General features: G+C 59.7%; 15 protein-coding genes and 1 pseudogene. 3 read left to right on the top strand and 13 right to left on the bottom strand.

Features of this window, described 5'->3' with window-relative positions; all coding sequences use genetic code 11:
* Positions 1-332 precede the first annotated feature (332 nt).
* Positions 333-1,259: pseudogene (locus A8O26_RS30670) on the top strand (methyl-accepting chemotaxis protein); the annotation flags it as partial.
* A 144-nt stretch (positions 1,260-1,403) separates the two neighbouring features.
* Positions 1,404-2,117, top strand: coding sequence for a methyl-accepting chemotaxis protein (locus A8O26_RS30675; RefSeq protein ID WP_371042694.1), 714 nt, complete (start codon positions 1,404-1,406; stop codon positions 2,115-2,117).
* Between the two features lie 145 nt (positions 2,118-2,262).
* Here A8O26_RS30675 and A8O26_RS19975 read toward each other — a convergent pair whose 3' ends face one another.
* The 8 genes from A8O26_RS19975 to A8O26_RS20010 all read right to left on the bottom strand — a co-directional run bounded on the left by A8O26_RS19975 (position 2,263) and on the right by A8O26_RS20010 (position 13,146).
* The gene (locus A8O26_RS19975; RefSeq protein WP_007911534.1) at positions 2,263-2,736 is read right to left on the bottom strand and encodes a helix-turn-helix domain-containing protein; all 474 of its coding nucleotides are present in this window, start codon (positions 2,734-2,736) and stop codon (positions 2,263-2,265) included.
* Between the two features lie 53 nt (positions 2,737-2,789).
* Positions 2,790-3,143: a type II toxin-antitoxin system HigB family toxin gene (locus tag A8O26_RS19980; protein WP_253756959.1), complete on the bottom strand. Its 354-nt coding sequence runs from the start codon at positions 3,141-3,143 to the stop codon at positions 2,790-2,792.
* Positions 3,144-3,299: 156 nt separating this feature from the next.
* Entirely contained in the window at positions 3,300-4,673 is a 1,374-nt protein-coding gene (locus A8O26_RS19985) for a DUF1329 domain-containing protein (RefSeq protein ID WP_064119498.1), read from the bottom strand.
* Between the two features lie 149 nt (positions 4,674-4,822).
* Positions 4,823-6,781, bottom strand: coding sequence for a DUF1302 domain-containing protein (locus tag A8O26_RS19990; protein ID WP_064119499.1), 1,959 nt, complete (start codon positions 6,779-6,781; stop codon positions 4,823-4,825).
* A 49-nt stretch (positions 6,782-6,830) separates the two neighbouring features.
* The gene (locus A8O26_RS19995; RefSeq protein WP_064119500.1) at positions 6,831-8,120 is read right to left on the bottom strand and encodes a hypothetical protein; all 1,290 of its coding nucleotides are present in this window, start codon (positions 8,118-8,120) and stop codon (positions 6,831-6,833) included.
* A 240-nt stretch (positions 8,121-8,360) separates the two neighbouring features.
* Positions 8,361-9,929 carry an FGGY-family carbohydrate kinase gene (locus A8O26_RS20000; RefSeq protein ID WP_064119501.1) on the bottom strand — a complete coding sequence of 523 codons (1,569 nt, stop codon included), beginning with the start codon at positions 9,927-9,929 and terminating at the stop codon, positions 8,361-8,363.
* Positions 9,930-9,949: 20 nt separating this feature from the next.
* Entirely contained in the window at positions 9,950-11,545 is a 1,596-nt protein-coding gene (locus tag A8O26_RS20005; protein ID WP_064119502.1) for a glycerol-3-phosphate dehydrogenase/oxidase, read from the bottom strand.
* 5 nt (positions 11,546-11,550) lie between these two features.
* Entirely contained in the window at positions 11,551-13,146 is a 1,596-nt protein-coding gene (locus A8O26_RS20010) for an FAD-binding oxidoreductase (RefSeq protein WP_064119503.1), read from the bottom strand.
* Between the two features lie 211 nt (positions 13,147-13,357).
* Between A8O26_RS20010 and gliR the strand changes: the two genes are divergently transcribed.
* A complete protein-coding gene (gene gliR, locus A8O26_RS20015; protein ID WP_064119504.1) occupies positions 13,358-14,374 on the top strand; it encodes an AraC family transcriptional regulator GliR in 1,017 nt (338 codons plus the stop codon).
* A 332-nt stretch (positions 14,375-14,706) separates the two neighbouring features.
* On the opposite strand, the gene A8O26_RS20020 is transcribed toward gliR, so the two are convergent.
* From A8O26_RS20020 to A8O26_RS20040, 5 genes are all read right to left on the bottom strand, one after another.
* On the bottom strand, positions 14,707-15,075 hold the full coding sequence (locus A8O26_RS20020) for a glyoxalase superfamily protein (protein WP_034154383.1): 369 nt from the start codon (positions 15,073-15,075) through the stop codon (positions 14,707-14,709).
* A gap of 118 nt (positions 15,076-15,193) precedes the next feature.
* Positions 15,194-16,651 (bottom strand): N-acyl-D-amino-acid deacylase family protein, encoded by a 1,458-nt coding sequence (locus A8O26_RS20025; protein WP_064119505.1) that lies wholly within the window; start codon positions 16,649-16,651, stop codon positions 15,194-15,196.
* 26 nt (positions 16,652-16,677) lie between these two features.
* Positions 16,678-17,316, bottom strand: a complete 639-nt coding sequence (locus A8O26_RS20030; RefSeq protein WP_064119506.1) for a YdcF family protein — start codon at positions 17,314-17,316, stop codon at positions 16,678-16,680.
* Entirely contained in the window at positions 17,313-18,023 is a 711-nt protein-coding gene (locus A8O26_RS20035; protein WP_081265225.1) for an HAD family hydrolase, read from the bottom strand. Before A8O26_RS20035 ends, A8O26_RS20030 begins: the two co-directional genes overlap by 4 nt.
* Entirely contained in the window at positions 17,989-19,164 is a 1,176-nt protein-coding gene (locus A8O26_RS20040) for an MFS transporter (protein WP_064119508.1), read from the bottom strand. Before A8O26_RS20040 ends, A8O26_RS20035 begins: the two co-directional genes overlap by 35 nt.
* Positions 19,165-19,203 lie beyond the last annotated feature (39 nt).

A 19,203-nucleotide genomic window follows, 5' to 3' on the forward strand; every position in this document is an offset into this window, starting at 1 on the left:
CGCGCGTGGGCAGCCAGTGAAACCCATGTGAAAAAAGTCTTGGGATCCGTTGTTACAAATTCCGTAGGACAAAATCCTTTCAGCTCTCGGATTTGCGGCCGATACAGTCCTGCTAACACCCTTGCTGGCTCAAAAAAACAACAATCTTCCAGCCTAACTGACGACTAAGAAACCTAACGTTTCTGGAGGATTTTGTGATGAATAGCTGGTTCGGCAACATCAGCGTGAACATGAAACTGGGCCTGGGCTTCGGCCTGGTGCTGGCCCTGACCTGCGTGCTGGCCCTGACAGGCTGGACCAGCCTCGGTGGCCTGATCGACCGCAGCAACTGGATGAGCGACATCACCCAGCTCAACGCCGGTCTGACCAAACTGCGCGTGGTGCGTCTGCAATACATGCTGACCAATGGCGATGAAACCGCTGCACAGAATGTGCAGACCACCCTTGAAAGCTTCGCCGCGCAACAGCAGAAGCTGATCAATAGCTTCAAGAGCCCGGAAAACGTCAAACTGCTCAAGGAGCAGGCCGCGACCATCGCTGAATACCAGACGTCGCTGAACAAAATGCGCAATGCCTACCGCACCGGTAACAGCGCCCGCGACAGCATGAGCGTGAGTGCCGAGACCGCGTACAACCAGATCGAATCGATCAGCAAACGCGTGCAGCAGATGGACATGAGTGAGCAGCGTTTCGAACAGTTCCAGGCGATCACCGCCGCCAAGGAAGCGTTCATCCTCGCGCGCTACGAAGTGCGCGGCTACACCGCCACCACCAATGCCGACACCGAGCAGAAAGCCGTTGGCCAACTGGACGTGGCGATTGCCAGCCTCAAGCAACTGAACGTGCATTTCGCTGATTCTCAGCAAGACGCCCTGCGTCAGCTGGAAACCGCACTGGTCAACTACCGCAGCGCGTTGATGGCTTATAAAAACGCCAACACCGACGCCGTGCAGGCCCGTAAGGAAATGACCGATCAAGGCACCGCCATCGTCACCACCAGCGAGCAGCTGTATCAGATTCAGCTCGACCGTCGCGACATCGAAAGTGCCCAGGCGCGCACCTTCCAGTTGATCAGCACCCTGCTGGCGCTGCTGGTAGGCGTGATTGCTGCGGTGATCATCACCCGTCAGATCACCCGTCCGCTGCAAGAAACCCTCGCCGTGGTCGAGCGCATCGCCAGCGGCGACCTGACCCAGAACGTCACCGTCACCCGCCGCGACGAACTCGGCGTGCTGCAACAAGGCATCGCCCGCATGGGTGTGACCCTGCGCGACTTGATCAGCGGCATCCGCGACGGCGTCACCCAGATTGCCAGCGCCGCTGAAGAACTCTCCGCCGTGACCGAACAGACCAGCGCCGGTGTGAACAGCCAGAAAGTCGAGACCGATCAGGTCGCCACCGCCATGCACGAAATGACCGCCACCGTGCAGGAAGTCGCGCGCAACGCCGAAGAAGCCTCGCAAGCTGCCGCTGCCGCTGACGGTGAAGCCCGTGAAGGCGACAAAGTGGTGAACGAAGCCATCGCGCAGATCGAACGTCTGGCCAGCGAAGTGGTGCGTTCGACCGAAGCCATGAGCGTGCTGCAACAGGAAAGCGACAAGATCGGCAGCGTCATGGACGTGATCAAGGCTGTGGCTGAACAGACCAACCTGCTGGCGCTCAACGCTGCGATCGAAGCCGCCCGTGCCGGTGAAGCCGGTCGTGGTTTTGCCGTGGTTGCCGACGAAGTTCGTGGTCTGGCCCAGCGCACGCAGAAATCCACCGAAGAAATCGAAGGCCTGGTCGCCGGTCTGCAGAACGGTACCCAGCAAGTATCGGCCGTAATGAGCAACAGCCGCGCCCTGACCGACAGCAGCGTAGCCCTGACCCGCAAGGCTGGCGCATCGCTGGAAAACATCACCCGTACGGTGTCGAACATCCAGTCGATGAACCAGCAGATCGCCGCTGCTGCCGAACAGCAGAGCGCCGTGGCTGAAGAGATCAGCCGTAGCATCATCAATGTGCGCGACGTGTCGGAACAGACCGCCGCAGCGAGTGATGAGACGGCGGCGTCGAGTGTTGAACTGGCGCGCTTGGGTGGTCAGTTGCAGCAGATGGTCAGCCACTTCCGCGTTTGATCTTCTTACAGCGCTGAAGCCAAAAACCAATCGCGGGCAAGCCCGCTCCCACAGGGTTCTGAGTCGTTCACAGATGTTGTGTTCGACTCATGACGTGTGGGAGCGGGCTTGCCCGCGATTGCGTCAGGCCTTTCACCGTTTCACGTCAAACCACACCGTGCATAAAAAACTCGACCGGCACTTTAAAGAACTCGGCGAATCCCTTTATCTGGGCAACGGTCATTTTTCGCTTGTTATTCAATATCTCTGAAACAGCACTCTGGGTCGCAATCTCAGACAAGTCCTTCTGTTTGACGCCTCTTTCCGAAAGCAGAAACGCCAGCGCTTCAGATTGGGACGAATAAGCAATCAACACCGTTTCATTCTCGTACTCATAAACCCGATCAGCCACAAACTCCGCAAACCGTGCCGCAGCATGATCCTCGGTGTTTGCGTGGGAATAAAGCTCATCAATCAGGGCCATTCGCACTTGCAGATCGTCATCATTTTTTATCGGATCATGGCAGGCAGACAACAACTTGGACAAAGTCGCTAGCTGATCGCCCAGCCCCTCAAGCATGGGTGAAATATCGGCTATGAAGGAATCCAGTCCTGTCGCTTCGACTTTATTACGCTTCATTGAGATCACCTTTATTTTCGTTAAACATAAATAGCGTATTTCATTCTGGCCAACTACTTGACATCACCCTTCCACCATTTGTCATATCCGGCATGGGGAAGAATGTCCTTGATATAGATAGTGCCAGTCTTCGTGTTGATCCATGTAATGACACGGCACTCGTTTTTCTTGATATCAAAAACGTAAATATCAAGCGGACCTTTCTTGCTCGTCAGCCTCAGCTTCGAGTGAGGGATACGATCAACGTTCCAACCTGAGGCGCTGGCCCAGTCTTGACGAAGCTTCTCAAACGACTCGAAGCGCAGCGATGCTCTGTCGAAGATGGTTAGCCACAAGGTGAGAGGATCTCTCCACTGGCCATGAGTCTCAATGGCCCGCGCAACCGCCGCTTTTGTGATCACTCCCATACAATTTTCGGTTCTGGAATCCCTACATGCAGCCAAATTATCTCAAATACAGATATCTGTAAAGTAGATATTTTCAACTCCACAGAACAAACCCGAAGCCAAATGTATCAGTGGCTTCGGGCTTTTTCTGTCAGTGGTGGACTTAGACTTCGGCCATCACCGCGTCCCACGCTGCCGCAACGCCGACGGCATAAAGTACGCGTCCTCCGGCACCGGCTGCGCAAAATCCACCGTCTCCGCTTCCTCGTTATCAAGGTTCTGCACGTAGTAACGCCGTGCCTGCAAATCGTGGAAAACATCCAGCGCACTCCACGTTGTGGGCAGGTCGTAGAAGTTTTTCAGATAAGCCATCGACACGCGCCACAACTCCCCGCGCCCGTCATATTGATCGACCAGTGCCGCGCCCCAGCTGTCTTCATCGAGAAACAGCACACGCTTGGAATAGATGTGCCGCGAACCCGGTTTCAGGTTGCCTTCCACCACCCAGACCCGGTGTAGTTCGTAGCGGGTGTATTGCGGGTTGAGGTGGCCCGGGGTGAGCAGTTGCGCGTATTTCACGTCGGGGCTGCCGACTTTGTAATTGTTGTAGGGGATGTAGATTTCCTGTTTGCCCTTGAGCTTCCACTCGTAGCGATCCGGCGAGCCGTTGAACAGGTCGGTGTCGTCGGCGGTGCGCAGGCCATCAGAGGACGCGATCGGCGTGTCGTAGGCGAGGTTCGGCGCGCGGCGCACGCGGCGTTGGCCGGCGTCGTAGATCCAGGCTTGGCGTGCGTCCTTGAGTTGATCGAGGGTTTCGTGCACCAGTGCGGCACCGCCGGCCAGTCGCGCCGGGCTTTTCACGAAGGCGAGATAGTAGAACAGGATGTTTTTCAGGTCGGCGAACTGGCCGTTCGGGCGGTAGTAGTTGAACAGCGCTTCCTGCTGCGAGGTCACCAGCGCGAAGCTGCCGTTGCGCTGGACCGGCGCTTCGGAGGCGCGGCGCACGACGTAGATGCCGCGATAGCGGGTGATGTGGTTCCACAGCACTTCGACGCCGTCCTTGGGTACCGGGAACGGTACGCCGCCGTAAGCATCGGAGAAACCGCTGCCGCCTTCGAGCAACTTGGCCGAGGTCGCATTTTTCAGGGTGTTGTCGTACAGCCACTGCGGCGCTGAGCCGGAGCGACGGGATGGGTAAATCGGCATCTGAAAGGTGTCGGGATAGCTGTTGAACAGGGCGATCTGGCCGGGGCTGAGGTGCGCTTTGTACTGGTCGAGATTGGCTTTTGTGATGGTGAACAGCGGTTTGTCGGCGGCGTACGGATCGGGGTGATGCTGGCCCGGTTTGTAGCCGGCGGGCGCCTGGGTGATACCGCCGGTCCACGCTGGGATGGTGCCGGCGGCGTTGCCCGCGCGTTCGGCGCCCATGGGGGTCAGGGTGGTTTTCAGTTGTTCGGCTTGTTGCGGGGTGATGGCGGCGAACGCGCTACTGGCCGCCAGCCCCATGACGAGCGCCAGCGTGGTCTTGGTCAATCGTGAAGTGTGAAACATGATCTTCTCCAGAATGCAGAAACCTGTGGGAGCGAGCTTGCTCGCGAAAGCGGTGTGTCAGGCGACACCTGTGTTGAATGTGCCGGCCTCTTCGCGAGCAAGCTCGCTCCCACAGGGGAATGAGGTGTCCCAGAAATCTCGTGTGAAACTCACAAGAAATACTTGAGGTTGAACCCGACGTTGTCGCGGTCGCGAATGCCGTTGTTTTGCCCGCCGCCATAGAACTCGGTGTATTGCAGTTCGGCTTCGAGCTTGTTCTGGTAGTTGGCCTTGACCCCCAGCGTGTAGGCCTTGCGACCTTCGATGGTGTTGCCGGCCTGATAGCTGTTGCCCTCGAAATCGTCCTTGTAAACGATGTAGGGCGAGACGTTGACCCCGGCGTACACGTCGTTCCAGGTGCCGTTGAGCATTGCCGTGTAGCTGTAGGAATTGCGATTGACCTGATCGTCGCGATCACCGCCAGACACATAGGAATAGTTACCGGTGCCGGCGTAATAACGACGGCTGCCGTCATACGCGGTGTATTGCAGGCTGCTGCCGCGCAGGTGCTCGGCGGCCAGTTCGAAGATGCCGAACAGCGAGTCGAACGACGCTGTCGGGCCGAAGTTGTAGATGGTCCCCAGCGAAGTGTTGAAGGCTTCGACACGTTCGGCGTTATTGATCTGACTATCGAGAGTCACACTCTGCCCGCCGACGTTGATCGACTGGCCTGTCACTGCCACCGCCGCACCGTTGGCCAGGTCACCGATCAAGTCGTTGGTGGCCGCGACACCGATCGGCAGGTTCGGCCGATAGGCAATTTCGCCGAACACCGACGCCTCACCCAACGTGGTATTGAAGCTGAAGCCGTACATGCGGATGTCTTCGGCGTAACGCCGATGCGCCTGGATATTGCCCATCACATCAGCGGTGGCCAGACCATTGGCCAGCGCCCCGGCCTGATTGCCGGCGACGCCGGCAAGCAGGTTAGTCAGTGCATCCATGTCGATGCCTTTGTAGCCACCCAGATCCGCCGCGATGGTCGGCTCCTTGGCGTGGTAGTTGACCATGTACAAGCCGAACTCGGTGCTGTTGAGCTGTTCGGCGATGTAGCGAAAGGCAAAGCCGAACTGGCCATCGTTGCGCGCGTTGTAGTCCTTGCCGATGCTCGCCACTTTCAGCGTGTTGCCGTAAGCAGGAGTGACACCGTTGGCGTACAAGCCGGTGGTTTGCAGGGCGGAACTCAGCAAAGGGTTGTTGCCGAGTGCGCTGTACAAACCGATGACGTTGCCAAACCCAGGCACTGGCGTATCGAGCGCGGTGCCGCTGAAGTTGTTGTAACCGGTGTTGCCGCCATCGGCGAACAGGTCGGTTTGCGAGTAGAACGTGCCGACCGGATCGATGCGGGTTTCCTTCCAGTTGGTCTGGTAGAAACTCTCCATCGTCAACGAGTCGGTCAGGCCGATGTTGAAGCTCAGCGCCTCGACCGGCACCAGCACTTCCTTGACTTCGGCGCCGGGCAAGCGGTACTTGGCGGCGTCCACCGGGTTGGTGGTGTTGATCCCGCCGCGATAGAAAATCCCCTCGCCCCAATTGAACACCTGCCGACCGACGCGCGCCGTCACCGGCATCTGCGCAACGTCCCAACTGCCATGCACATAGGCGTCGAGCATCTCGATGCGGCTACCGGCGATGTCGCGGGTCTGGCTGGTGAAATGGTCGTCCTGCGGGTAGCTCTGGCTCGGTTGCGACGGGCTGTTGTTGTCGTAGTAGTCGTTGCGTTTGTCCATCAGTTGCGTGTCGTAGAACGCGGTGCCGCGCACGAACAAACCGTAGTTCTGATAATTGGCTTCAAGTTCGGAGGTGATCTTGTACACCTCGGAAACCAGCCCGGTGTCGAAGTTGCGATTGCCGTCGTTGGTGTTGACGTCATCGTTGGTTTTATCGCGGCCCTGTACTCGCCACAAACGGCCATAGGACAAGGTCGTGTCCACGGAACCGGTGACCTGTTTGTCCATGACGCTGAACTCCACCGCGTGCGCCGCATCGACCGCGCACAGTTGCAGCAACCCGGCCAGGCCGACACCGGGAAGCGCGGCGCCCGTCAGGCGCAATCGAGTGTTGATCATGTGTTCCTCCTTCCCTGTTTTTTATTGTTTTGTTGTCCTGCCGCGAGGGCTAGGGCGCCAATCCCGCGCTGACGTAAATCCGGCTGTGCGCGCCGAAATGGCCGAGCAATTTGAACAGCTGCTGATTGAGTGCCGGATGGTCGAAATCTTCGTGATGCAGCTGATTGCCGCCGCTGAAATCACTGGTAGTCGGTGTCGTCTCAAGCCACTGCCCGATGGCCGCATCTAACGCTGCGGAGTCGTTGACGGACTCGGCGCTGACCACTTCGCGCAGGTAGTCGACCGAGTACGGCGGATAGCTTTTGTCCTTAGCGAGATCGGCATAAGCAGCAAGCATCGGATGAGGTTGACCGGCGCGTAGCAGTCGACGCAGCCAGGTCGACTGATACTTCTCGACCTCCATGTGCCGCGTGGCGACGCGTTCGATGGAGGCCTGTTTATCCTCCGCGAATCCGGCGATGGCCTTGCCTTCCAGCAACAGAAGACTGGCGAGATCGACGCCCGGCAACGGCTTGGCGTGATAGGGCTGGGTCAGGTCCTGAATGTGGTGCAGGCCCCAGCCGAGAAAGCGATAACCCCAGTACGGATGACCGCTGGCAAACGCCAATCGCGCCAGGCCCATGTATTGATACGCGCGCCAGTCCGGCCAACTGCGTTCGAGGAAACCGGCAGCGGCATAGACCACCGCGCTTTCATGGAAGAAGCCCATGTGGAACGGCGCCTGCGAGCTGTATTGGAAACGCGCATCACCAAAGGGTTGCGGGCCGAAGCCGTAGCGCGCACCGACATCACCGGGGTTGTCGCTGAACAGGTTGATGTCGTGGCCGTAATCCGGTTCGTCAGCGGCACTGGCGAGCACGGCCAGTGGTGCAACTTTTTCGTGCTCGGCGACAACGATGAAGCGCTGGCGATTCCAAGGTGACAGGGTCTGTTCGACCATGACTTGATCGGCTTGCAAGTGCTCACGCTCAGGCAGGTCTTTGCCGGGCAATGGCTGGATGACCATCGCCAGATGAATCTCGGGGTTGATGCGCAACGCGGTGAGGAAGTCGTGGCGCGGATTGTCACTCGGCACCGCCGGCAATTTCAGGTTATCGGGGCGTGGCGGGTATTGAGTGAAGTGCTCGCGGGCGAAGTTTTCCTGTTGTTCCAACAGCGCCAGCACGGCCGGGTATTGCTCGCGGAGAAAATGCTCCAGAGGCTCGACTTCCACCGGCGGCGCATCGCGCAACGCCGGCAGCTCCTGCAACGCCAGATAGCTGCCGACCGTATGGTTCGACCAGCCCCAAGCGCTCGGGGCCGTTGCACAAAGCAGCAACAGGAGGAAAGTCAGCTTCATTGCTTTTCGTTCTTATTGGCGGTGCCGTGGGGGATGAGCCTAACAACCGTCCCCGCTGGTGACACTGTCCGATCTCACCAGAAAAACTCTCCGATGGCGCCAAGTAAGAGGATCCGATTCCACTGCAGAACCTTGTGGGAGCGAGCTTGCTCGCGAAAGCGGTGGGTCAGACAAGACAATAGTGACTGACACTCCGCATTCGCGAGCAAGCTCGCTCCCACAGGGATTGGCGGTGTTCTTTCAGGCGGGGTAACCGGTGATTTTGCGGATGCTCTGATACAGCGGTTTGAGTTGCCGATACATGCGCAGATAGACCCCTTTGTACAGTTGTTCGTAGATTTTCTGCGCCTCGGGTTGGGGGTGGAAGACCGCGCCTACTCGGGTCATCGCCGCGATCGCCGAGGGGAAATCCGCATGCAAGCCCAACCCCACCGCACAACAAATCGCCGCACCGAGACCCGAGGCTTCGTACACATGCGGACGCTCCGCCGGCAGGCCAAAAATATTCGCCGTCAGTTGCATCGCCGCATCACTCTGCGAACCACCCCCGGCCACGCGCAAACGCTTGATCGAGACCTTCGAACGCCGCTCGATATTCTCCATGCCCTGACGCAACGCATACGCCAGTCCCTCAAGAATCGCCCGGTAAATATGCGCGCGAGTGTGCACGTCGCCGAAGCCGATCATCGCGCCTTTCGCTTCCACACCTGGCTCGCGAATCCCCGGCGACCAATACGGTTGCAGCATCAAACCCATCGATCCCGGTGGAACCGCTTCCACCAGCGCATCGAACAGTTGCTCCGGCTCGATGCCCTGCTCTTTGGCCTGTTGCATTTCGCGCAAGCCGAACTCGTTCTTGAACCAGCTGACCATCCAGTAACCGCGATAAATCATCACCTCGCAGTTGTACTGATCCGGCACTGCCGAGGGGTACGGCGGGATCAGCGGGACGATTTCCAGATAGCGCGATCGGGTACTGGTAATGGTCGCTGTGGTGCCATAGGACAGGCACACCGTGCTCGCATCGACCACGCCGGCACCGACCACTTCGCAGGCCTTGTCAGCCCCCGCAGCAATCAGCGGCAAGCCTTCGGGAATACCGGTGTGGCCAGCAGCCTCGGCGGTGATGTAGCCGAGGGTTTCACCGGGCTTGTGCAGGCTCGGCAATTGCTCGGGACGCACTGCCAGCGCCTGCCATTTCCAGTCACTCGGCGCGGCCCATTTCAGGCGTTTGAAGTCGAACGGCAGATAGCCGACGCAGCAGCCCACCGAGTCGACGAAACGCCCGCACAGTCGATGGGTGAGAAACCCCGAGAGCAGTAAAAACTTGTCGGTCGCCGCCCACACGCCCGGTTGATGGCGAGCGATCCAATTCGCCTCCGCCTGGGCGCGAAAATAATCCACCGTACCCTGCGCGCCGACCAGTTTGAACAGCCAGCCCCACGGCCCTTTGATCCCGCCTTCGACTTCACTCTGCCGTTGATCAAGCCACAGAATCGCCGGGCGCAATGGCTTGCCCTCGGCATCGACATTGATCACCGTACCGCGCTGCGTGGTCAGGGAAACACCGGCTATCTGCGATCGATCAATGCCGGTCTGCGCCCATACCTGCTGACACGCCTCGCCGAGCTTCGCCCAGTAATACTCCGGATCCTGCTCGGCCCAGCCCGGTTGCGTCGAGTAATACGCCTGCAACTCGACCTTGCCTTTGCCGAGCAGATTGCCGTGCAGATCGAAGAGCAGCGCACGCACGCTCTGGGTGCCGTTGTCGATGGCCAGCAGGTAACGCTTGTTCGGGTGGTTATCCATGGAGCTCTCTTCAAGGGGCGTCAAGGCGTGGCATCCGGCAGACCGTGATGGCGTTGCCACAACGCCTGATAACGCTGCACTTCCTGTTGCCAGTGTTCGTCGCTCCAGGCCAGTCGCGGCTGGCAAAGTTGGCGGATGGCGGTGAAATATTCTTCGCCACCGCGCGGCAACAGCAGACCGAGACGTGTGCGGCGCAGGAGCAGATCGTCAAGGTGCAAGACCATTTCAGACTCACAGGCGAAAACCAGTTCCGCCCATAAGGTGTCCGTGGCGCCGACCGAGTCGTGGCCGATTTCGGTGAGCAACCGTGCCAGCCTCGGCAAGTCGCGGCCATGCCGTCCGGCCAGACGTCGCCATTGTTGGCGACTCAATTCAGCAATCGGCAGCGCAGGCACAGCGGCAAACACCGGCGCGGCGTCATCGACAAAAGGACGATCCAGCATGCTCGCGCAGGCCTTGAGCACTTCGATGGCTTGCGGGCGAAAGGTGGTCAGTTTGCCGCCGGCCAGGGTCACGCAACCGGGCTCCTGCCACAGCACATGTTCACGGGTTTCGTTCGACGGTTTGTCGTGATGATTACCCGCCGCACTGCTGACCACCGGGCGCACGCCGGACCAGGTCGACAGCACGTCATTGGCCGTGACTTCTGCACCGGGGAATTGCTGTGTGCAGGCAGCCAGCAGATAGTCGAGTTCTTCACAGCTGATGCTCGCGCTCTGATCCAGATCGTCGCGATGGTCGAGGTCTGTAGTGCCGACCACCGTCGCGCCCTCCCAAGGGAAAACGAACACCGGTCGGCGGTCGCGCTCATGCAGAAAAGTAAACGCCTGCGCCACCGGCAAACGCCAACCCGGCAGCAATAAATGACTGCCGCGCAACGGCCGCAATTGCCGTGGTGCCTCCGTCGGCCGCAAGCGTTCAGCCCATGCGCCGGTGGCCACGGCGAGCACGCCACAACGCAATTGCAGGGTCGCGCCGGCCTCGCAATCCTCGGCCTGAACGCCGCACACCCGGCCGTTTTCTCGAAGCAGATGTTCGACGCGAACGCTGTTCACCACGACAGCACCGTCGGCCCTTGCCTCGCTCAACACGCGCATCACCAGCCGCGCATCATCGGTCAGCGCATCGACAAAACAGGTGCCGCCGAGCAAGTCGTTTTCCTTCACCCCCGGGGCCAGATAACGCAGCTGTTGCGCATCATGAAAACGATGGCTGCGCCGTCCCGCCAAGGCGTCGTAAACGCTCAGCAAACCACCCAGCACCCGAGGCCCGGGAAAGCTGCCGCGATAGTGCGGCATCATGAAACTCATCGGCTCGACCAGCCCCGGCGCTTCGTCGAGCAAGCGCTGGCGCTCGCGCACCGAATCGCGGGTCAGGCGCCATTGCCCTTTGGCGATGTAGCGCAAACCGCCATGAACCATTTTCGAAGAACGGCTTGAGGTGCCCCAGGCAAAATCACGCTGTTCGAGCAACAGGCAACGCCAACCGCGACGTGCCGCTTCACGCAGGATGCCGGCACCGCTGATGCCACCGCCGATGACGATCAAGTCCCAGGTTTCATCTGCCAGTGTTGGCAGAATCTGCTGACGCCATGCGGCGTTCCAGTCCGGACTCATGAACGTCATTCCGACAACAGCGTGCCGGGGTTGAGGCGCCCGGCCGGATCGAAGTGTTTGCTCAGCGCCTGCAAGGTATCCATCGCCAGTGCGCCCTTCTCGCGCAGTAGATACGGCGCGTGATCCTTGCCGACGCCGTGCTGGTGACTGATGGTGCCGTGGTTGTCGACGATGGTCTGGCTGGCCGCGTGCTTGAGCGCTTTCCAGCGTGCCAGCGTCGCGGGGTAATCCGCTGCTGGGCGAAACACGTAGGTGGTGTAGATGCTTGAGCCTTCGCCGTAGACGTGGGACAGATGGGTGAACACATGCACGCGTTCGCCTTCGGCGGCCAAGGCATCGCGCAGGCTGTTTTCGATGAGGTTGAGCAGGTTGTCGACGTTGCTCCAGTCGGTAGCGGTTTCGAGGGTGTCGACCACGTAACCGGCATTCCACAGGTTCTCGCGCAGGTAGGGGAAGCGGAAGCGGTTCTGCGCCCATTTCTTGCCGAGCAAGGTGCCGGTGAATACGCCGCCGAAGGCTTTCAGATGTTGTCGTGCCTGTTTCAGCGACAGTGCGTTTTGACGACGATTGCCGGTCACGCCGAAGGTCAGCAGGCATTTGCCCGCGCCCGCTCCGCGCAGGTTCAGGTACTTTTCCAGCCAGGCGATTTGCTGTGGATGACCGGCCAGTGCCAGTTGTGTTTCGGTCTCCACGGCGTTGGATAAACGCAGCATCGACAGCGGTACGCGCGCCTGGGCTAATTGGCGGATGGCTTGCAGGGCCTTGGTCCAAGAGGGCAGAAACACGCCGTAGAAAAGCTCGTGAGCGGGCAATGCGCTGACCCGCACTTTGACCTCGGAAATGATCCCGAAACGGCCCTCGCAACCGAGCACCACTTCGCGCAGATCCGGGCCTGCCGCTGAGGCCGGAAACGTTGGAATTTCCAAAGGCCCGGCAAAGGTTTCCAGGGTTCCGCCAGCAAACAATTGCTCGATGCGGCCATAGCGCAGCGACTGCTGACCACTGGAACGGCTGGCGACCCAACCGCCCAATGTCGACAACTCCCACGACTGCGGGAAATGCCCCAGCGTGTAGCCTTTCGCGCGGAGCTGACTTTCCACCTGCGGCCCGCTCGCACCGGGGCCGAAGGTCGCCAGCAAACTCTGCTCGTCGAGGTCAATCAGGCGATTCATCCGCGCCAGCGAAACCGTCAGCACCGGCCGCGCCGAATCCGGCGGATTGATATGCCCGGCCACCGACGTGCCACCGCCATACGGGATCAGGCACAGGTCCTGTTCGTGAGCGAGCGCCAGCAATTGGCGGATGTGCTCAGCGGTCTCGGGGAAAGCCACCGCATCGGGATAATTGCCCAAAACACCTTCGCGCAACGCCAGCCAGTCCGGCAGGCTCTGGCCTCGCGCATGCAGCAAACGGTCATGGGTATCGACGCTGTACAACGCGTGCGCCGGCAATCGCGAGGCCGGCACACGGGCCAATGCCGCTTCAAGCGTGGCATCGGGCAGCGCGCGCCCCTCGCCCAGGCGCTCATGAAGAAACTCCGCGCCTTGGGCCGGCAGTTCGACCACCGTGCTTGCCTCTCCCCAGCCGTTCCAGCGTCGCATGCGTGTGTCCTTCTTGCCGTCAGATCAGTGATATTTCAGGCCTCCATACTAGCCAGCGGCCGCAAAGTGTCACGGTCGCATCCGGCCAGTTCGTGTAGCCAATTGAGTCAAACGTCGCGCAAGCGTCAGCCATTTACTTTAGTCGGGGTTTCAAATTACCTTTCAGGCTATTCGTCCACCCTCGCCGCCGTTGATCAAAAGGAATGGGATCATGCAATCGCTCGGCTTCACCTCGGTTCCGCCCCTGCTCAAGTACCTGCGTCAGGCCGAACAGCTGGGCATGGCCATCGAGCCTGCGTTGGCGGCCGCCGGTTTGCAGGCGCAGCAGTTGAGCGACAACACCCTGCGTTTGCCCGGTGAGGCGCATGAACGCTTGCTCGATTATTTTTGCGAACACTCGGGCGATCCGCTGTTCGGGCTCAACGCGGCGAATTTCGTCCTGCCCAATTCGTGGAGCGTGCTCGGCTATATCACCATGAACTGCGCAACCCTCGGTGATGCGATGAGCCGGATCATGCCGTTCGAGAAACTGGTCGGCGACATGGGCGTCAGCCGCGCCGACGTGCAGGACGGCCATGTGCATCTGATCTGGACCTGCCGTTATCAGCGCCCACGGATTCGTCGGCATCTGGTGGAAAACGTGCTCGGTTCTTGGCTGCAATACGCGCGCTGGATCGCCGATACACAGATGTCGCCGGCCGGGGTCTGGCTCGAACACGCCTGCCCAGATGAGGCCACCCCGGCGCAGTACGAAGCATTTTTCGATTGCCCGGTATTGTTTGATCAGCCGTATTCGGCGCTGATCGTGCCGCTGGCTTATTTGCAGTTGCCGTTGCGTCAGGCGGATGCGCAGTTGCTGCGGACGCTGGAAGAACACGCGATGGGATTGATGGCGACGCTGGAGGATGCATCGCTTGCGCAGCAGGTGAAAAACATTCTGCGGCAGTTGCTCAAGGAAGGTTTGCCGCGCAAGGAACAGGTCGCCGAGCAGTTGAGCGTTTCGGTGCGAACGTTGCAGCGGCAACTGCATCAGGCGGGGACGTCGTATCAGCAGATTCTCGATGATTTGCGCCAGGAGCTGGCTGAGCATTATTTGCTCAACAGCACGCTGCCGATTCAGGACATTGCGCAGTATCTGGGGTTTACCGAACCACGCTCGTTTCACCGCACCTTCAAGAGTCGTCGCGGGATGCCGCCGGGGGAGTTTCGGCAGATGCATCGGGGGTGAAATCCTTTCCCCTCACCCCAGCCCTCTCCCAGAGGGAGAGGGGGCCGACCGAGTTGTCTGGCGCTATACACCGATCTGAATGACCGAGTCGATTATGGATTCGACCGAACAGGTTCCGGTCGGTGTATCTCTCAAGCATCCCCGGATCGGTCCCCTCTCCCTCTGGGAGAGGGTGAGGGGCCAACCGTGGGATGTTCGCTAAATACATCGACCTGAAAGTGCTGCCGTGAATCCATAATCGCTGCTGATCTTTCAGGTCGATGTCTAGCGTCAGACAACTCGGTCAGTCCCCTCTCCCTCCGGGAGAGGGCTAGGGTGAGGGGCTTTTCGCTTCAGAGGCTGATCGCATTGGTAAACACCAACCGATTGCCAAACGGATCGACGATGGTCATGTCCTGACTCCCCCACGGCATCGCCTGAATGCCCGGGTGCGAGAACTTGTAATCCTTGGCCACCAACTGCTGCTGAAACGCCTCCAGCTCATCCGTCTCGATACGCAGCGCCGAACCCGGGCACGCATCGCCATGATGCTCGGACAAATGCAGCACACATTCGCCACGCGAGACCTGCAGATACAACGGAAAATTCGCCTCGAAGCGGTGCTGCCAGTCGATCTTGAAACCGAGAAAGTCGACGTAAAACTCTACAGCCTTGGCTTCATCGAAGATCCGCAGGATCGGGGTGGTTTTGCCGAAGCTCATGGGGTGCTCCCTGACTGATTGGCCCCACAGTGTAGACGGGGTGGATGTCAGCAATTCGGCCTGCTGATGGCTTTCTTTAATTGCAATGTGCCACCACTGTGACGCAGTCCGCGAAACCTCAGTGAAAGTTGTCGCGCAGATCACCTTGTCGAGCAAGAAAGCGCCCTTCCCTGCGCCCGTTTGCCTGCCCGTCGCGATAGCTCAACACACCGTTGATCCACACACCATCGATGCCCTGTGCCGCACGTTGCGGGTCGTGAAAGTCAGCCACATCACGCACTGTCGCCGGGTCGAACAACACCAGATCCGCCCAATAACCTTCACGAATCTCACCGCGTTCCTTCAAGCCGAATCGCGCCGCCGACAAACCGGTCATCTTGTGCACGGCGGTGTGCAGCGCAAACAGGCCGACGTCACGGCTGAAATGGCCCAACACCCGTGGGAAAGCGCCCCACAAACGCGGATGCGGAAACGGGTCTTCGGGCAGTCCATCAGAACCGACCATCGTCAACGGGTGGGCGAGGATTCGTCTGACATCGGCCTCGTCCATGCCGTAGTACACCGCGCCCGCCGGTTGCAGGCGTTTGGCGGCGTCGAGCAGCGGCATGTCCCATTCGGCGGCGATGTCGATCAGGTCGCGACCACTGACTTGCGGATGCGGCGTCGACCAAGTGATGGTGATGCGGTGGGCGTCGGTGACTTGCTTGAGGTCCAGCGTCGAAGAACTCGCCGCATACGGGTAACAATCGCAGCCGACATGCTGGTTTGTCGCCGCTTCTTCGAGCGCCGCCAGCAACTGCGGACTGCGGCCCCAATTACCCACGCCGGCACATTTGAGGTGAGAAATGATCACCGGTGACCGCGAGTGACGGCCGATGCTGAACGCTTCATCCATCGCTTCCAGCACCGGTGCGAATTCGCTGCGCAAATGCGTGGTGTACACCGCACCAAAAGCCGTCAGTTCTTCGGTCAGTTGCATCACTTCATCGGTGGAGGCACTGAAGGCGCTGGCGTAGGCCAGGCCTGTGGATAAGCCCAATGCACCGGCCTCAAGACTTTCACGCAATTGCTCGCGCATCGCGGCGATTTCTGCCGGCGTGGCGCTACGAAACAAGTCATCCAGATGATTGCTGCGCAGCGCCGTGTGACCGACCAGTGCAGCGACGTTCAGCGTTGTATTGGCCGCTTCGACCGCCGCGCGGTAATCGCTGAAGCGTGGATAAACGAACGCTGCCGCGCTGCCGAGCAGGTTCATCGGATCCGGTGGATTGCCCTTCAGACTGACCGGCGACGCGCTGATCCCGCAGTTGCCGACAATCACTGTGGTCACGCCCTGACTGAGCTTGGGCAGCATCTCTGGCTGACGGATGACCACGGTGTCGTCGTGGGTGTGCACGTCGATGAAACCCGGCGCCAGCACCCGCCCCGCCGCATCGATTTCTTCTGTTGCGTGAGCATCCCGCAAGTCGCCGATGCGCTCGATGCGACCCTCACGGATTGCCACGTCAGCGGGGTAGCCGGCCACGTTGCTGCCATCAATGACGAGCGCATTGCGGATCAGCGTGTCGTACAGCATGTCAGTCTCCTGGCGGCAGCCTCGTGTCAATGTCTGCCCTTGATCAAATGGTGATCGAAACCTTGTTCTATCAGGTATCGCCAGGCCACCTCAACCGCTTCAGGAATCACTTGCGGGGCCTGAAAACCCAGCGAAGGGTAAACCATGATCCGGTGTAGATCGCCGACCATTTCGTCGATCACCCCCAAGACCCCGATCAGATGGCTGATCTCGTCAGGAAAACCGAACGACGGCGCATCCACCCAAGCCTCGACTTCGGGCCATTGAATGGGCAGGGTCAATGCCACGCGTCGGATCGAGTTCGGCTTGGTCAGAAAGGTCGCTCGACGCACGTTGGGGAACAACGCCTTGGCAAACGCGATGTTTTCGGCAAAGTTGGTGGCGCGCGATTCCAGGGTGAATTGATCCGGTCTGACGCCCAGCGCCATGGCCCGTTGGGCAAACATATCGGCTTCGCTGCGGTCCCACAAATGCTTGGTCCAGTTGCCGGTATGGCCGGTGAACAGCAGATGCTCGGCAACGCCTTTGCTCAGCAATTGGCAGGCGTAATCACAGACTCTGAGGTCGTAGGAGCCGCAGACCACAATCAGTTCACACCTGTTGTGCGTGCGCCCGGCGCCAAGAAAATCCCACAGAACGCGGGCGTGTTGCAGGGTCTGGGTCATGGCCGGGCGAACCTCTGCGCAACGGGTGCACTGATGCGCAGGCCGCCCTCGCTGTAAGCGAGTGGCCCCTGCTCTGTCCGGGAAACCGCCAGCGCAGTGAAATCCGCATACGCACACAGCGCACCGTGCCCGGTCAGGGTCGGATCATCGCCAATGCCGATACACAAGGCGCCGCTGCTGATCGCCGACTGCACGCCGCTGACTGAGTCCTCGAAGACCAGACATTCATCGCTCTGACGCGCCATTCGAGCCGCCGCCAGGCGATAGGGATCGGGGGCCGGTTTGCCAAGGCGCACGTTGTCTCGGCAAATGATGCTGTCAAACACCGACGTCAGATTGTGTTGCTGCAGAACATGCTCGACACGTGCGCGCCAGCTGCTGGTGACCAGGGCCATGGGCACCGCGCAATCCTTGAGCAGCGTGATAAACGCCGCGACGCCCGGCACCAGCGAACAGTCGGAAAGCTCTTCAAGGGCATCGACCTGTTGCTTGATCGCCACCCGCTCCCGTTCATCAAACTGCCCGAACAATGCCTGTAGCGTGTAGCCGCCCGGGCGCCCGTGAATGTGCTCGTGGATAAACGCCTGATCGACTTCAACACCGTACTTGCGCGCAACGGTGGTCCAGGCCGATTCGATGACTTCGCGAGACTGGATCAGCACGCCGTCCATATCAAAGCAGACGGCGGTAAAGGTTCGTTGTGTCATGAGTTGAACTTCGCATTTTCAGATGAGCGAGAAATGCCAGCACTGTGCCCACCAAGGCGAACAGCGCCATCACGTAATAGGACCATTGCGGTTGCGTTTCATACAAATACCCGGCGAACGGCGTCGCCAGCCCCATGGGCAAGGCCACTGCCAGGGAGTAATAAACCCCTTGCGTAAAGACCTGAATATCCTGCGGTGCGTGATCGCGAATAAAGCGCATGATCGCCGCGTGATACGCGGCAAAACTCAGCGCATGCAGGCACTGCCCGAGCACGATCAGCACCAGTGCATCGCTATTGGAAAACAGCGCCCAGCGCGCTGCGGCGCAGACACTGGAAAACATCACGATGGATAACGGCGAGCACCACGACAGGACTTTGTTGGACAGGGCGAAGTAAGTGATTTCGGCAATGACCGCCACCGACCAGAACATGCCGATGGCCGACGAAGAGTAGCCTTTCACGCCCCAGCCGATCGACGCCGTAGAGAAATACAGGGTGTGACTCAGTTGAATGAAACTGGCCGCGGCAATCGCGATCAACAGGCTTTTTTGCGCCAGCAATGCCTTCCAGTCCGGCCGTTTTATTGCGCGCCTGAGCGGTTCCGGCTGCGTACGCGAGACCTGGCGTTTCAAGCGCAGACAGGCTATTGCGGTGAACAACATGCACGCGGCAACCACGATCGGCACCCACGACTGGCTGTACTGCGCGAACAGAAAACCGCCCAGGGTCGAGGTCAGAATAAACGCGGAAGACCCCACCGCCCGCACCCAGCCATAGTTCTGCAGCGCCTGTTTATCGCGCTTGAGCAGATAGGCCTCGGACAAGGGCAACACCACCATCCACAGCCCGCCAAACAGAATGCTCAGCCCGACAAACAGCCACAAATGCACCGGTATGAAATAAAACAGCGCGGTGCACAGCGCCGCCGAGAACCCGAGAAATGCAGCCAGACGCAATTGGTCTACGCGCCAGTCGGCCACGTAGGTGATAAACACTCCGCTGAATACCTGGGGCCAGTAAGCCGCTGCAATCAGCAGGCCGATCTGACTGGCGCTCATGCCCAGTGAATCAAGCCAGGTGGGCCAGAACGGATAGATGATCCCTTCTGCCGCAAAGAATCCGAAGAAGATTAGATACATTCGACATCCATATGCTCGATCCGCCAAAACAGGGCTCCG

The organism is Pseudomonas fluorescens (assembly GCF_001648775.1).
Lineage (GTDB): Bacteria > Pseudomonadota > Gammaproteobacteria > Pseudomonadales > Pseudomonadaceae > Aquipseudomonas > Aquipseudomonas fluorescens_M.

Coding starts and splice junctions, on each gene's coding strand:
- A8O26_RS30675 (WP_371042694.1), top strand. CDS start 1,404: ATGCACGAAATGACCGCCACCGTGCAGGAAGTCGCGCGCAACGCCGAA.
- A8O26_RS19975 (WP_007911534.1), bottom strand. CDS start 2,736: ATGAAGCGTAATAAAGTCGAAGCGACAGGACTGGATTCCTTCATAGCC.
- A8O26_RS19980 (WP_253756959.1), bottom strand. CDS start 3,143: ATGGGAGTGATCACAAAAGCGGCGGTTGCGCGGGCCATTGAGACTCAT.
- A8O26_RS19985 (WP_064119498.1), bottom strand. CDS start 4,673: ATGTTTCACACTTCACGATTGACCAAGACCACGCTGGCGCTCGTCATG.
- A8O26_RS19990 (WP_064119499.1), bottom strand. CDS start 6,781: ATGATCAACACTCGATTGCGCCTGACGGGCGCCGCGCTTCCCGGTGTC.
- A8O26_RS19995 (WP_064119500.1), bottom strand. CDS start 8,120: ATGAAGCTGACTTTCCTCCTGTTGCTGCTTTGTGCAACGGCCCCGAGC.
- A8O26_RS20000 (WP_064119501.1), bottom strand. CDS start 9,929: ATGGATAACCACCCGAACAAGCGTTACCTGCTGGCCATCGACAACGGC.
- A8O26_RS20005 (WP_064119502.1), bottom strand. CDS start 11,545: ATGAGTCCGGACTGGAACGCCGCATGGCGTCAGCAGATTCTGCCAACA.
- A8O26_RS20010 (WP_064119503.1), bottom strand. CDS start 13,146: ATGCGACGCTGGAACGGCTGGGGAGAGGCAAGCACGGTGGTCGAACTG.
- gliR (WP_064119504.1), top strand. CDS start 13,358: ATGCAATCGCTCGGCTTCACCTCGGTTCCGCCCCTGCTCAAGTACCTG.
- A8O26_RS20020 (WP_034154383.1), bottom strand. CDS start 15,075: ATGAGCTTCGGCAAAACCACCCCGATCCTGCGGATCTTCGATGAAGCC.
- A8O26_RS20025 (WP_064119505.1), bottom strand. CDS start 16,651: ATGCTGTACGACACGCTGATCCGCAATGCGCTCGTCATTGATGGCAGC.
- A8O26_RS20030 (WP_064119506.1), bottom strand. CDS start 17,316: ATGACCCAGACCCTGCAACACGCCCGCGTTCTGTGGGATTTTCTTGGC.
- A8O26_RS20035 (WP_081265225.1), bottom strand. CDS start 18,023: ATGACACAACGAACCTTTACCGCCGTCTGCTTTGATATGGACGGCGTG.
- A8O26_RS20040 (WP_064119508.1), bottom strand. CDS start 19,164: ATGTATCTAATCTTCTTCGGATTCTTTGCGGCAGAAGGGATCATCTAT.